Below are 15034 nucleotides of genomic sequence, written 5' to 3'. Positions count from 1 at the left end.
TAAGTATATGTGTTGATAATCAGGTAATTTTATTAAAATTTAAAAATTGGAGATTATGAAAACGAACAATCAAAATCCAGATAACGCTAAAAAAAGCGGTTCTGATAATCGAAGTGACACAAGAAAACACCAATATAGAGATCATGATGAAGTTTTAACAAACGATGAAAATTATGATACAGATACTCATAAATTCAAAGGAAAAGAACCTGATTTCGATGATAAATTGGATAATGAGGAGAAAAATAAGAATAAAGAATAAAGAATAAAGAATAAAGAATAAAGAATAAAGAATAAAGAATAAAGAATAAAGAATGTCTTAGATAAAGCCTAAGGCATTTTTATTTTAAGACAGCGGCAAAGTTTTGCCTTGAAGTTGGTTTAGAATAACTCCAGTTGATTGTTTGGATTTATAGGTTTCTTTTTAGGAGGTTTTGCGTCTCCAAAAACAGTTTTTCCGCCATACTTATAAGATTCGTCCCGCTCTCTCTGAATTAGCGCATCAAAATTGGAGTTGGGAGTAAAACTTTGTTCTGCTTTTCTGGAGATTTCAGACAATTTTCGAATAGCATCAATTTTATCGTTGTTGCCTATTTTGGCGCGGTTAATAGCACGTTGTAAAGTATCAATGGTTTCATCGTAAATTTTTACAGGTACAGGAAATGGATGTCCGTCTTTTCCTCCGTGGGCAAAAGAGAAACGGGCAGGATCTTCAAATCGGGTGGGAGTGCCGTAAATTATTTCACTGACCAATGCTAAAGACTGCAAAGCTCTTGGCCCCATTCCTTTTAAAAGTAATAATTCTTCAAAATCTTCTGGTTTATTTTCATGAGTTGTCCACAGCATTGCGCCGAGCCTTTTCATGTTGACATCTTCCATTCTAACATCATGATGATCAGGCATAGTAAGATGCTGCATTTCTTTTATGATTTTAGTTGGAGATTCTTTGACCAGTTCTAAAATTCCTTCTCTCGATTTTTCTGCGGCTTGAGCAGTCAGATTTAGGATTGTACCTTGATTTTCGCCATAAATAAACGTATGAGGTTCATTTATAAAAGATTTTAAATCGGGCGAATGCCAATGGTATCTTCTGGCAGTTTTAGAATACGGATTCATTCCTTGCTGTATAACCGCCCATTGTCCTTTGTTGTCTACAATAAAATTATGCTGATACAATTGAAAACCGTCTTGAATGGCTGTATTGTCTACTTTTGCGGTTAGTCGGCTGCAGTTGGCTAGATTATTTCCGTCAAGCCCTGTTTTTTCTCCCACAAATAAAAGTTCTTGAGGAGTCAAAAGTGAATTTTTGCCTTTTCCTCCGCAGATATAAATTCCCAATTCTTTTGAATGCGGATTAACCGATTTCTTTAAAGCTCCGAGTACAGAAGTTGTAATTCCAGACGAATGCCAATCCATTCCCATTACGGCGCCAAAACTTTGAAACCAAAAAGGATTGCTGAGTTTGCTGATTACCTCTGAAGTAGAAAATTCTAAAGCAATCGTTTCGACAATTGCAAAACCAAGTTTAGCCATTCGCTCAGAAAGCCACAACGGGACTTGGCCGTAATGTAAAGGTAAATCTGCCGTTCCGGAACGTTTCATTTGATTATTGCATTTTTACAAAAATAAGCAAAAAGAAATGAAACTTTAGATGGATGGAAGTGAAGTTCAGAGCTGTGCATTTTTAATAAAAATTTTCAATCCTGAAAGAAGAATGAAAATTGAATTAAGGATCAAGCCTTAGCTTCTTAAAAGAATTTCTTCGTTTTTTGGTGTTTTAAATCTTCTGCTTTTAAGTCGGATTCTTTTTATTTGAAGTAAACATTCGTTAATGAGATTTTTTATTTCTAAGTAAGAATTATTGGGAACAGATGCAATCGTATTTTTTACGCTTTCAATATAATCCCCAGCTGTTATCAAATCAGTTTCAAGATTTTTTAAAATACGGCTTTCTATATTTTTATTTTTCTTGTAGTAATAGATGCAGTTTTGAAGGTCTTCAATTTGACCTGTAATATCAGAAATGGCATTTTTAGAAACGGCTCGACTGTAGTAGTAAGAAAACTCAAGCGGATTGTCTTCAATCACTTTATCAAAATCATCAATAGCTTTATAATGATAATTCAGTTTTTGAAAACATTTTGCCCTAAGTTCATATACTGTACTGTTAAATCCAGAGTTTACAGCGTTGTCCAGATAAGACAAAGCCTCAGAAAATTGGCTTGAAAGATAAAGTTCTTTTCCTTTTTCTAAGTCAGCTGCATCCTGCTGGATATTTTGTTCCGAGACCTTGTTTTTAAACGAAAAACCTAAATTGACAAACCATTTCATAATATAAAATTTAGATGGTTAGGCTGTTGCAGATTTTAAATCTGAGTTTAGATTGAGGGAATGTTAAAGATAAATAAATTTTTGATATACAGTTGTTTATAAGTTATTTTCTCTCAGAAAAACACAGATAAATTTTGTTGAGGCCTATTTTTATTGGGGGTAAAGAGAGAATTAAATAATAAAAAGGAGTCAAATCAGAATTTTGTAAAGGTCATGCTTTTGTTTAGAAACATTTTTTATGCATTTACCCAATAATGTGAATTAACTTTTTAAGTTGAGATTAAAAAAAAGCCAAAAAACAAAAAAGGCTGTCTGGAAAGACAACCTTTAATGACTAATTAAAATAAAAATGTATGCTAAAGTTTTTTATTTTCCTGATTGGCTTTCAGGATTCATAATAACTTCGACGCTACTAGAACTATCCAAAACGTGCTTACTAAACTGCTGAATAGTTTTCTGATTAATTTTAGAAATTAAATTTTTATATTCTTCATCTGTTGAAAACGGAATCTGATTTAAACTGTAATTGTACAGCGTTGTTGCCCAGAAAGTATTCGTTTTAAGCGATTCTTCTCTGTTTTTCAATAAAGCTTTTTTAATATCTTCCAAATCATTTGCATTAACTGGATTCGATTTTAAATCATTGATTTCTTTCCAGACAATCTGCATTAATTTTTCTTGCTTATCGGGATTACAGTCAAAAGTCAAAGCAAGGCTAAAGGATGGTTTTGGAATCAATTCCAGATTGCCTCCAACGTTTACGCCGTAGCTTCCGCCTTCTTCTTCTCTAATAGTCTGCAAGAAACGTTTTGAAAGGAGCTCTCCAATGATATACATCGTCATGGCATTTTCTTTTGTATATTCTGTTTTTCCAGTCAAATTCAAGTAAACAGTACTTTTAGCTACTTCCATAGGACGCTTGAAATGCACTACTGTTTTTCCTTTTTTAGGACCAATATTATGATCTGCGAAAGTTTCTTTTACGGCAGGATTTGATTTTAAATTTCCAATATATTTTTGGATCATTTCTAAAGCGCCATCTGGAATATTCCCTACAAAAACAAAAGTGAAATCTGAAGCATTTTTAATTCTGTCTCTGTAAATACTTTCCGCTTTCTTCAAATCAATATTTTGCAAAAACTTTTCATCAAAAATAAAAGTCCTTGGATTATGATTGGAGTTTGCTAAGGCAACAGAATCTTTAAATGTATTTCCGTTATCTTTTTTGATATTTTCTAAACGGTTTTTATACTGTTCTTTTAAAATATTGAAAATATTCGAATCAAATCGAGGCGATTCAAAAGAAAGATACAGTAATTGAAGCATCGATTCGAAATCGGCTTTGTTGGAACTTCCTTGAAATCCCTGCGTATTTTCGCCAATAAAAGGAGCAGACTGTGCAACTTTACCCGTCAATTTTTCTTTTAAAGCAATATTATCAAAATTGCCTAAACCAGATGATCTTGCGATCGTTGTGGCGATCTCGGCAGAAGCTAAATCTTCTGTTTTAATTAAAGATTTACCGCCTTTAGAAAATGCTGTAAGCACCACTTGATCTTGTGAATAAGTTGTTGGAAGCACAATTACGTTAGCGCCATTTTCTAAAGTGTACCCTTTTGCCGCTGTAATTCCCGGCACTTCAAATGTTTTTTTAATTGAGGCTGGTTTTAATTCTTTTGCAATTAAAGGTTCGTTATTCTCTTTTTTCGTGTAAGGTTCTAAAGTCTTGTTTTCGACTTTTTTCATTACTTGAACCACAGCTTCTTTCGTTGGAAAATTTACTTTATCCTCATCAGAACCAGTTACTAAAATGACTTGATTAGTTGGTTTCTGAATGGTTTTGATGTAAGTATTTATTTCTTCTAAAGAAAGACTTTTAATAATACCAACAATTAATTTATAATCATCTTCAGCAGAAAGGAATGGTTTTGCTTTGAGGAAATAATTAGTCAGTTTATCAGCCCAGCTGTCATTGTCCACTTTGTCTTTATTACTGATAAAATCATCATAAGAACTTATGAAAAGTTTTTTAGTTCTATCCAGTTCCGCCTGTGCAATTCCGAAACGTTTTAAACGCTCAGCTTCTGTGTATGCATCTTCAAAAGCTTCTAATGTTTTTCCTTTTTTGGCCGAAGCCGAAATATTAAAAGATGTATTTAATCTTGAAATAGGTTCAAAATATGTTTTTAAACCTAAAGCGGCACTTTGGTTTTTTAAGATTAATTCTTTAAAACGGTTGTTTAGAATACTGGTGTAAAAAGAATTCATCACGTTTTTACGGCTCAAAATACTATCTTTTACCAAAGGTTCATCCAAAACATATTGTAACGTAATCGCAGTTGAAGAAGCTTCTTTATCAGATGCTGTTCCAAAGTACAATTCGTCATGTTTTGGAATTTCTGTATAGGTTCTTGCGGTGGCTTTTTTAGCTAAAGGAATTCCAGAAAAAATAGTTTTTACCTTTTGTTCCATTGCTTTTACATCAATGTCTCCCACAATAATTACAGCTTGTAAATCGGGTCTGTACCATTTTTTATAATAGTTTCTCAATTCAGGATATTTGAAGTTATTAATGATATTTAAATCACCAATAACATCTCTTTTACTGTATTTTGAACCTTTGTACAAAACCTGGTCCGTCTGCATTTTTAAACGGAAACCGCTTGTACGGCGAGTTCTCCATTCTTCTCTGATGACACCTCTTTCAGCATCAATTTCTTCATTGGTTAATGAAAGAGAACCTGACCAGTCGTGTAAGACCCAAAGAGTAGAATCAATTAGTTTTTCATTGGAAACAGGAACCGTACTGATGTTGTAAACCGTTTCGTCCTGAGCGGTATACGCGTTGATGTCTTTACCAAAACTTACACCATTTTTTTCCAGCATTTTAATAATGCCTTTTCCTTTAAAATGTTCCGTTCCGTTAAACGCCATGTGCTCTAGAAAATGCGCCAATCCGTTTTGATTGTCATCTTCTAAAATGGCACCAACATTTTGGACAAAATAAAAACTCGCTCTGTCTTTTGGTTCTTCGTTATGCAGGATATAATAGGTTAGACCGTTTTTTAATTTTCCAGTCGTAACGTTTTTGTCCAGCGGAATCGTGGTTTTAAACTGCGAAAATGCGCCTTGAAAAGACAAGGCGATAATCGCAATGATGATATTTTTTTTAGTATTCATTTTTTTGAATTTTATCTTCTATTTCTTCTTATAAGTATAAAAGCACCGCCTAATATGATCAATAATGGAAAGATTCCGATAAACAAAATTTTGTCAATGAAAACTTGATTTGAAGTAATCGTGATTTTTTTGTCGGTTTTTTGAGGACGAGTAGTATCAATTGGGAATTGATAATTACTAAACCAGCTGAAAATATCGGTTACAAATTGAAAAGTTCCAGATCCACCACGGCTTAATTCGGCATTGCCCATAAAATCGGCATCTCCAGCAACAATTATTTTTTGTGTTTTACCATTGATGTTTCTCGTTAAAGCAGTTACAAGAGGAATTTCTTTTGAAGAAGGCTGTTTCTTTAAATCTTCTGAAATTGAAGTAATTCCTGCCTGAGATTCCCATGCTGGCTGCTTATTGGTTTTTAAAAGTGGCGTAACTTTAAATCCGGCATCTTTTGTAGTTGTAATACCACTGCTCCCTAAAAACGGAATTGGATTATTGATTTTACTTAATTTGATTACAGTAGAATCAACATTTTTTTGAAGCTCGGTTACTAAGAAATCAGGCGAATTTGTTTCACTTTCCTGTACTAAAGTCTTTTTTGTAAATGCGATTCCTAGTTTATCTGTAATCGCTGCTAAAGCTGAGTTGGTCTCAGGTTCTGCCAAAAGCATTAAGTTTTTGCCTTCATCAATATATTTAGTAATACGGTCGACAGCACCTTGACTTAATTGTGTTTTAGGATCCGCAATGATTAAAATAGTAGTTTCAGAAGGAATATTCTGCGCATTAATATCAACAGAAACAACGTCAAATCCTTGATTGATTAACGAGTTTCTAAATGTTATTTCGTTAAATCCAGTTTTATAATTTTTATCTCCATTTTTTTCAATACTGCGTTCCATATTTCCAGTTGCAAATACAATTTTTACAGGATTAGAAACTAAACGCTTTAATGAAGCGGATATTTCTTTTTCAAATGGTACTTTAAATAAGTCATCAAACATTCTTAGGAAGGTCTTTTTTCCGTTATATTCTACTGTTCTGACCACTCTATTTTGTTCAGGTCCTAAATCGATAATTTTTTTGATTTCTGTTGGAGAATATAATTTTTTAAGTTTCATACTCTGCGACTCGACCATTTTTTCGGCAAGCTGTTTGTCGTTTAATCCTGGATTTTGAGCATACAAAGCTTCATTTGTTGAAGTGTCGTAATAATAAACATATTCCATTTCTATTTGGGGCAAAAAACGGGTATATTTTGCAAAACTCGCAATATCAGAATTTTGAGAGTATGGCATTGCCATGTAATAATTAATATCTAGCAAGTTAACATAGGTCGTTATCTTAACAGGTCCTTCTATCTTATCAATAACATCTAAACTGCTCTTTGTTAGTGTATTGTCTTTATTTCTTGTCATATCTGTATAAAGCGTAAGAGGTGCTCTTGATGTGATATAGCCAAGCGATAAAACAATAGTGATTAAAAGAGTATATTTTAAAAGTCTTTTTGAAATGGTCTGCGCATCTCTTCCTGTTTGTAATTTGTAAATACTTAATACAATAAAAAGACTGCTTACTAAAACAAAATAAAATACATCTTTACTGATAATCAATCCTTCCAGCATTTCATTGGCACGCCCGGCGATTGAAAGGAAATAGGTAATGTCTTTTACGATTTCGACATCCTGCCAAAGTTTTCCAATAAAATTTAAACCTGCTAAAACGACAAGTGTACTTATAGCAGCCACAACTTGATAAGAAGTCAGGCAAGACATAAAAAGTCCTATTGCCGCATAAGTGCAAACCAACAGGTACAAACCAATTAAACCAGAAATGGCAAATTTAAGGTCGAGATTCTCAATAGAAAAATAAGCAATTGCAACCTGTAGTCCCAAAATCGCAATGAATAAAAGACAGTAAGCAGCAATAGCTAAATATTTTCCTAATACAATTTCTTTAATTTTAATGGGAGAAGAAAGCAAAAGCTTTATAGAACCGCTGTTGATTTCACGGCTTACCAATCCCATGGTCAAAAGAGGAACATACAGGTATAGGTAATTCTGCATTTCGGTATATAACCCGCTAAAGCCTGAAAAAACAATCTGTGATAAATTGTCCATGCTCTGACCGATTTTTTGTGCTTTTTCAAAACGTTCGATAGTATTGAAAAATTTCCAGCTTGACTGGATTGAAAATATCACTAAAACAACCCACGCAACAGGTGAGTAAAACATAGTGTTGAGCTCTGTTTTAGCAATTCTATATATTGTTTTCATTTGTTTTGTTTTTAAGAAAGTGTAGCGTTTTTAGAAGGGGCTTTTTTAGATAATTGTGCAAAAATCTCATCTAAAGAGACTTTTTCGAATTGAATTTCACGTAATTTCCAATCGTTATGAACGCTTAGGGAAACGATTTTTTCAGCAACTTCCTGCGTGCCTTCGAAAGTAATTTGTACTTTTTTTGGAGTAAGATATACAGCATTAGTAACTTCTGAAATCGCTGTTAAAGATTCAATTTTTGGCGGATTTTCAAAACTAGCCGTTAATTTATCTGCTTCGATATAATTATTAAAAGCATCCAAAGTATCTGAAAACACCATGTGTCCGTTCTCGATCATTCTGATATCCTGGCAGGTTGCCTGAACTTCAGATAGAATATGCGAAGAGAATATTACGGCTTTGTCTTTGGAGATTTTTTTAATTAATTTTCTAACTTCTAAAATCTGGTTAGGATCAAGTCCGTTTGTTGGTTCATCTAAAACGACTAATTTAGGTTCATGAATAATAGCCTGTGCAATACCCACTCGCTGACGGTATCCTCCAGATAGATTTCGGATTAAGCGATTGCTGAAATGTGAAATACCGCATTGTTCTTTGGCTTTTTCTAAAGCACTTTTTAAATCTTCTTTTTTTACATGACGCAGCTCTGCACAATGAATCAAATATTCATCTACTGTTAAATCTAAATGTAAAGGCGGTGTCTGCGGTAAAAAACCAATTAATTTTTTAGCTTCAACAGGATTTTCTTTCAGGTTAATTCCATCAATAAAAATATTACCGCTGGTTTGGTTTAGAACACCGCAAAGAATATTCATTGTAGTAGATTTTCCGGCACCGTTCGATCCTAAAAGGCCTAAAATTCTGTTTGTTTTAATCTCGAAATTTATATTTTGTATTGCCCAATCCTTACTATATTGATGCGACAAGTCCTCAACTCTTACAATTGTTGTTGTTTCCATAGTGATTTTTAAAATCGCAGGAATGAGTTTTTACAATTTCATTCCTGCGTTACTTTTAATGTTTAGTATCCTGAATTTTGGGTTAAAAAGGGATTTGAGCGAATTGCAGATTCTGGTATTGGGAAAAGACTGTCTGTAGAAGACCAGATTTTTCCAGCAGTTGCTCCAAGAACTTGATCTATAGTTCCAGTTCTTTTAAGATCAAACCATCTGTGGCCAAATTCTGCAAACAGTTCGCGTTCTCTTTCTGCAGCAATTAAGGCTGACAATTGAGTAGGATCTGTTAATGTAGTAGAAGGTAATAAAGCTCTGTTACGGATTACATTAATGTCTTCCTGAGCGCCAGTAATTTGGTTTAGTTTTACTCTAGCTTCGGCTCTAATTAAATAAAGTTCAGCTAAACGAAGTGCCGTTGAACGTTCTACTGGAGAAGCAACATAAGCATTTTTATATTTTCTAGGCGCTAAAAATGTTGTTCCGTCACTTGCTATTACGCTAATTGTCCAGTTAGTTTTTCTGGCGTCATCAGTTTCAAACATTGTGTTTCCTTTTCTAAGCATATAAGTTCCTGCTGTAGAGAACAAAGCAGCACCTTCATAGGTATAAGTAGTATTAAAATAAGGAATCTGCCATATTGCTTCGGTATTGTCAGCAATAAAAGGACTATTTGTTGCAGTTAACCCCGTTACCATTTTATAGGTTCCCGTTTGGCTGATTACATCACTTGCATAAGTTGAGGCTTCAGACCATTTTCCTAAGTAAAGGTTTACTCTGGCCAATAAAGCTTCAGCGGCCCATTTTGTAGCTCTAATTCGCAATGAATTATAAGATGTATAATTTACAGGAAGATCAGCCACAGCATCTGTCAAATCCAAAACAATCTGATTGTAAATTTCTGCTTGGGTGTTTTTTGGAGCCAAAGCGGATTTATCAACATTTGTGGTTAAAACCAAAGGGACTTCACCCCAAATATTGGTCATGTAAAAATAGCAGTAAGCTCTTAAAAATTTAGCTTCGCCAATCCAGTTTTTACTTTTTGCAGCACTTAATGTTTTACTTGCTGATATCCCTTCAATAACATTGTTGGCATTATAAACCGTTTTGTAGAATTCAGTCCACATAGAGCTTGTCGTTCCATCAGTGTCAATCATTTCATTAGAAGTATAAACATTTACCAGCTGCGTTTTTGGTATAAGCTCATCAGAAGTTTGTCCCAAAACATAATGCAGTGAACTATAATAGGTACTAACATTAATACTATTGTAAATTCCATTTACAGCAGCTTCTGCAGTAGGATCAGAAGCGTATATTGTAGCCGAAGACAATTCATTGCTTGGCAGATCAACGTCAAGCATTTCATCGCAACTCGTTAATCCCATTAAAAGAAAAAACGAAAATATATAAGAGTATTTTATAGAATTATTTTTCATGTCTTTTAGATTTAAAATGTAAACTGTGTTCCTAAAGTAATGGTACGTAACGGAGGTAAATTTAAACCTTGAGTTTCCGGATCAAACCCTTTATATTTTGTGAAGGTTACAAGGTTTTGCCCTTGTAATGAAACACGAATATTTTGGATGAATTTTTGCGTGTTTTGATCTAATGGAATGTTATAAGATGCGCTTACATTTTTAAGTTTGATGTACGAAGCATCAACAATTGTAGCTGTAGATCCTGCATAGTTAAAGAAACTAGCCTGGTAATTAGAGCTTAAAACATTGCCTTGCGCTAAGTAATCATTGTATTCATCAACTTGATAATTAGCAAGTCCGTAAGGATATCCTGGCTGTACTGCGATAGACGATAAGAGGCTTCTTCCTTCTTGTTTTACAAATTGGAACAAGAAATCAAGTGAGAATTTTTTATAACTGATAGAGTTTGAAATACCACCATAATATTTAGGATAAGACGGTCCATAGTATTTTCTATCTCCAGTTCCTGTCTGAGCAAATCCTGAAGAGATTTTTCCGTCTCCGTTAGCATCTTCAAATTGTGCAATTCCGTTTGCATTTACACCTGTAAAATTGTATAAATATCTACTGCTTAAAGGATTTCCAACTACATAAGTAGTGTAATAACTTGACGTTTCTATTCCAGGGAATGATAATAATTTGTTAGAGTTTTTAGAAATATTAAACGAAGTACTCCAGTTTAAGTTTTTATTACGGATGTTAGTAGTACTTAAAGTAAATTCGATTCCTTTATTTTCTACTTCTGCCGCTAAATTTGCTTGATAACTTGTAAAACCAGCTTGTGGACTAAGTGTTGCACTTACTAATTGATTTCCGGAACGATTTCTGTAGAAGGCCGCACTAAATGAAATTCGATCATCAAGGAAACCTAAATCTAAAGCTGCTTCAAACTTTTTAGTTACTTCCCATTGATAATTTGGATTTGCAATTCTTGTTGCTGTCATGGCAGCATTTCCATTTCCGTATGTTCCTGTTGAATAGGTATTTGCATAGCCGTAATCTCCAATGGCATCACTTCCAATTTCACCATAGCTGGAACGAAGTTTACCAAAACTCAGCCATGATTTGTCTCTTAAGAATTTTTCTTCTGTGAAAACCCAAGCAGCACCCACAGAACCAAAGTTTCCATAACGGTTATTTGCTCCAAAACGTGAAGAACCGTCTCTTCTGAAGTTGACATTCAGGATATATTTATTTAAGAAATTGTAGTTAATTCTACTGAAAATAGAAGCGTATTTATATTCAGATGTTCCGTTGTATGAAGTAACAGTTGCAGCAGTACCAGTAATACCAATAAGATTATCAGAACTGTAGCCAGATGTACTTACATATGATGGCATTTCTGATTTTCTATTCTGCCAAGAACCTCCAACCAGCGCTGTAAAGTTTCCTTTAAACAACGTAGTATTGTAATTTAATTGAGGATCGATGGTAAAATTGTTTGTATTGTTATTCGAAACGGTATAGGATCTTGAAGTATTAAGTGAAATATTATTTGTCGTATAATACACATTATTCATTCCAGAAGCTGGAAGGATTTGCTTTGAGATCATTTGTGCTCTTCCGTATCCTAAATCTGTTTTAAAAGATAATCCTTTAGCAATTTCGTACTGAATACTGAAACTCGTAATTAAATTGTTTCCTTTATCCTCAACTCTTCGGTCTAAAGCAGCAAGCGGATTTACATCACTAAAATAAGTCGGTGACCAGTAATAAGTTCCGTCTGCATTGTAAATGGTATGATTTGGCGCAGTAAGTACCGCATAATTCGTTATATCATAATAAGGCAATACATTTTTATCTGCAGCAAAAATAACTGAAGCTCCTATCTTTAGTTTTTTGTTGAAAGTATAATGATTGATATTAAAATTGGTAGAGAATTTATTGTATCCAAAATCTCCTGGTAAAACTGTTGTTTCTTTATGGTAAGCACTGCTTAATAAGAAATTAGTGTTTTCATTTCCACCTTTTAAGCTTCCTGAATAATCATTAAAATTAGCAGAACCGCCAATTAATTTTTTCTGCCAGTTTGTATAAGCATTTTGATCAAAAGCTGTTAATGCAATTCCGGTACTAAAGGCACTTGGGGTCGCATTGGCATTGGTCAAAGCTGTACGAAGCATATTTAGGTAAGTAGGCGTATCTAAGGTTTTTACCATATGCGCAACCTCAGAAATTCCTGAGTTTGCATTTAAAGTAAATACAGTTTTTCCAGATTCTCCTTTTTTAGTTGTAATAAGTACAACTCCGTTTGCACCTCTGGATCCGTATATCGCTGTAGCATCAGCATCTTTAAGGATTTCGATACTCTGAATATCATTTGGATTGATTACATTCAGCGGACTTGTGGCTTTTTGTGCTCCTCTAATAACACGATCCGATTGAACTTGTTCCTTTATATCATCAGAGATGTAAGGAACCCCATCAATTACATAAAGAGGTAAATTGTCTCCTGCTATAGAATTTGTACCACGAATGCTAATATTAATATTACTTCCTGCATAACCAGAAGTCTGTGTAACAAAAACTCCAGGAGTTCTTCCTTGTAAACTTTGCAGAATATTGGTTATAGGTTGTTTTTCAATATCTTCAGAAGTAATTTTAACAACTGATCCTGTTGAAGTTCTTTTAGTTGTTGTTCCATATCCAATAATTACAACTTCATCCAGTTTAGCTAAATCGGGCTGCATTTTGATAGTAATCGAAGTTTGGTTTTCGACTGTAATTTCTTGCGATTTATAACCTAAATAAGATACTTTTAAGATATGTTTTCCAGACGGCAATTCAATATAAAACTGACCATCAAAGTCTGAAACGCCTTGTTTATTACCGCCAACAACAGCAACAGATACTCCAGGCAAAGGCTGGCCGTTTTCATCTAAAACTTTACCATTAAGCATATAATTTGCTTCACTGTCATTTTCTGTTTTTGATACAACTGTTTTAGGAACTTCTTTTTTATAAATTACAACATTTTTGTCCACTTGTTTATAGACCAAATTTGTGCCTTGAAATACAGTGTTTAAAATATCACTAACAGTTCGACGACCACGCTGAGTAGTCACTTTTGGAAAATCTTTAATAATCTGTGGCTGATAGGCGAACAGTAATCCCGTTCTGTTTTCTATCGTTTTAAAAAGCGTTTTAATATCCTGATTATGCAGTTCAATGTCAACAGATATAGACTCTAAATTCTGACCGCTCATTTCGGTTGCGAAGATCATATGAGTGCCGCAGGTCAGCAAGAAAATGTGGAATAAACTGATTCGCATAATCATAATGGTTTTTTTTGACAAGTGAAAAAAAGACGAATTCTTTTCACTGTCAAACATGGTTGTTTTACAGCGTAATTTCATAAATTTGCTTGTTTTTTAATGGTTACTGGATTAATTGTTAAAAATCTCGGCCATCTGGTGTAGGAGCTGGATGGCTTTTTTAATTTAGTTTTGGTTAATTGGTCTTTGTTTTAAGGTTAATATTTATTTTCCAAGCTTTCTAAGTAGGAGGTTAGTCAGCTTCTTTACTCTTTATTCTTTATTCTTTACTCTTTATTCTTTATTCTTTCTCACAGCCTTTTCCGTCTAAAATAACGTTACCGGCTTTATTGTAACGATATTCGGTTTCGATAACACTGCTAATTACTTTTAGTACATGATCTAAATCTTCTTCGTTTAAGAAACTCGCTGTTATTCTGCAATTCTTAATTTTTTCGTTCGAGATAAAAATCTGTACTTTATATTTTTGAGCTATTAGAGAAACAGCTTCGGACATATTAAGATCATCAAGAATCAGATAATTGCTTTTCCATTCAGTTACAATAGCCGAACTGATATTGTTTTGTTCGAAGTTTAAAGTGCTTTTATTTACTTTAATCTGTTGATTTGGAGTAATTACACCATATACTTTTTCTACATCGCCAACTTGAACTTTACCGCGTGCAACTGTAACCTCTATATTTTCTGAAGAATTTTGAGCATTAATATTAAAAGCAGTTCCTAATACTTTAGTCTGAATTTTACCAGTATGTACAATAAAAGGTTTTTCTGTATTGTGTTTAATATCAAAAAAAGCTTCTCCAGTCAATGTAACTTCACGAGTTTTAGAATCAAAAGAATCTTTATCGTATTTCAGTGTACTGTTATCATTTAAAAGAACTGTACTACCATCTGGAAGGTGTACCAATTGTTTCCCGCTAAAGTCAATTAAAGTATTTTGGGCTACAACAGCAGGTGCTTCAGGTATAATAGTTGGAATTGTCGTTTTTTGTTTAAAGAACAACGAATTTCCCAAAACAATTAATAAAGCGATACTTGCCGCTGCGAAAAGCGATTGTAAAACCACTCTTGTTTTTCTCTTCGGATTTAAATCCACTACCTTAGGTTCATTCTGTGGTTTAGATAAAATGTACTTCAGAATATCATCACTCTGTTTTTTATCCATCACATCTGTAACATAATCACTTTTCAGCATCTCATGAATTTTTTCCTTCAGAAAATCATCATGCACGCCCTGCTGCATTATCTTCATCATTTGCTGCTGTTCTGCATCAGATAGATTATTTTGCAGATAGCCTTCAAATAACTCTTCGAACTTTTTTTGCTGCATTTGTCTCGTTAATTAAATTAGTACTTGTTTGTAAATGATAGTTTGGAGTTTTTTTTTTTTTTTCAGCCCTTCTAATTTTAGGGATAGGACACGTTTAAAAATGTCCCTTTTTATATAAAGACCATTAAAAAAAGGGGAGGGAGTAGTCGAAAGTGAAAAAAATGTAAAAAAAATGTAAAAAAATGTAGTTTTGAATCTTTTTGAAAGAAAA

The 15034-nt window shown here is 33.6% G+C and carries 9 protein-coding genes; 1 reads left to right on the top strand and 8 read right to left on the bottom strand.

Annotated elements, in window-relative coordinates; translation table 11 throughout:
* Positions 1-55 precede the first annotated feature (55 nt).
* Positions 56-262 carry a hypothetical protein gene (locus P2W65_RS22010; protein ID WP_289661273.1) on the top strand — a complete coding sequence of 69 codons (207 nt, stop codon included), beginning with the start codon at positions 56-58 and terminating at the stop codon, positions 260-262.
* Positions 263-381: 119 nt separating this feature from the next.
* Here the strand turns inward: P2W65_RS22010 and P2W65_RS22005 are convergent, their stop codons facing one another.
* From P2W65_RS22005 to P2W65_RS21970, 8 genes are all read right to left on the bottom strand, one after another.
* Positions 382-1602, bottom strand: a complete 1221-nt coding sequence (locus tag P2W65_RS22005) for a DUF763 domain-containing protein (RefSeq protein ID WP_289661271.1) — start codon at positions 1600-1602, stop codon at positions 382-384.
* A gap of 138 nt (positions 1603-1740) precedes the next feature.
* A complete protein-coding gene (locus P2W65_RS22000; protein ID WP_289661268.1) occupies positions 1741-2331 on the bottom strand; it encodes a tetratricopeptide repeat protein in 591 nt (196 codons plus the stop codon).
* Positions 2332-2697: 366 nt separating this feature from the next.
* Entirely contained in the window at positions 2698-5511 is a 2814-nt protein-coding gene (locus tag P2W65_RS21995) for a M16 family metallopeptidase (protein ID WP_289661266.1), read from the bottom strand.
* Between the two features lie 11 nt (positions 5512-5522).
* Positions 5523-7784 carry a Gldg family protein gene (locus P2W65_RS21990; protein ID WP_289661264.1) on the bottom strand — a complete coding sequence of 754 codons (2262 nt, stop codon included), beginning with the start codon at positions 7782-7784 and terminating at the stop codon, positions 5523-5525.
* A gap of 11 nt (positions 7785-7795) precedes the next feature.
* The gene (locus P2W65_RS21985; RefSeq protein WP_289661262.1) at positions 7796-8746 is read right to left on the bottom strand and encodes an ABC transporter ATP-binding protein; all 951 of its coding nucleotides are present in this window, start codon (positions 8744-8746) and stop codon (positions 7796-7798) included.
* Positions 8747-8808: 62 nt separating this feature from the next.
* Positions 8809-10176 (bottom strand): RagB/SusD family nutrient uptake outer membrane protein, encoded by a 1368-nt coding sequence (locus P2W65_RS21980; RefSeq protein ID WP_289661260.1) that lies wholly within the window; start codon positions 10174-10176, stop codon positions 8809-8811.
* Between the two features lie 11 nt (positions 10177-10187).
* Positions 10188-13496: a TonB-dependent receptor gene (locus P2W65_RS21975; RefSeq protein ID WP_289661258.1), complete on the bottom strand. Its 3309-nt coding sequence runs from the start codon at positions 13494-13496 to the stop codon at positions 10188-10190.
* Positions 13497-13773: 277 nt separating this feature from the next.
* On the bottom strand, positions 13774-14823 hold the full coding sequence (locus P2W65_RS21970; RefSeq protein WP_289661256.1) for a FecR family protein: 1050 nt from the start codon (positions 14821-14823) through the stop codon (positions 13774-13776).
* Positions 14824-15034: the final 211 nt, after the last annotated feature.

The sequence above is a fragment of the Flavobacterium panacagri genome, from assembly GCF_030378165.1.
Taxonomy (GTDB): Bacteria; Bacteroidota; Bacteroidia; order Flavobacteriales; family Flavobacteriaceae; genus Flavobacterium; species Flavobacterium panacagri.
Note: the sequence above shows the minus strand (reverse complement) of the source record. Positions and strands in the feature narration are given on the sequence as shown.

Bases quoted from the DNA above. Each gene is read 5' to 3' on its own strand.
- P2W65_RS22000 (WP_289661268.1), bottom strand. From the start codon at position 2,331: ATGAAATGGTTTGTCAATTTAGGTTTTTCGTTTAAAAACAAGGTCTCG.
- P2W65_RS21990 (WP_289661264.1), bottom strand. From the start codon at position 7,784: ATGAAAACAATATATAGAATTGCTAAAACAGAGCTCAACACTATGTTT.
- P2W65_RS22005 (WP_289661271.1), bottom strand. From the start codon at position 1,602: ATGAAACGTTCCGGAACGGCAGATTTACCTTTACATTACGGCCAAGTC.
- P2W65_RS21995 (WP_289661266.1), bottom strand. From the start codon at position 5,511: ATGAATACTAAAAAAAATATCATCATTGCGATTATCGCCTTGTCTTTT.
- P2W65_RS21980 (WP_289661260.1), bottom strand. From the start codon at position 10,176: ATGAAAAATAATTCTATAAAATACTCTTATATATTTTCGTTTTTTCTT.
- P2W65_RS21975 (WP_289661258.1), bottom strand. From the start codon at position 13,496: ATGATTATGCGAATCAGTTTATTCCACATTTTCTTGCTGACCTGCGGC.
- P2W65_RS22010 (WP_289661273.1), top strand. From the start codon at position 56: ATGAAAACGAACAATCAAAATCCAGATAACGCTAAAAAAAGCGGTTCT.
- P2W65_RS21985 (WP_289661262.1), bottom strand. From the start codon at position 8,746: ATGGAAACAACAACAATTGTAAGAGTTGAGGACTTGTCGCATCAATAT.
- P2W65_RS21970 (WP_289661256.1), bottom strand. From the start codon at position 14,823: ATGCAGCAAAAAAAGTTCGAAGAGTTATTTGAAGGCTATCTGCAAAAT.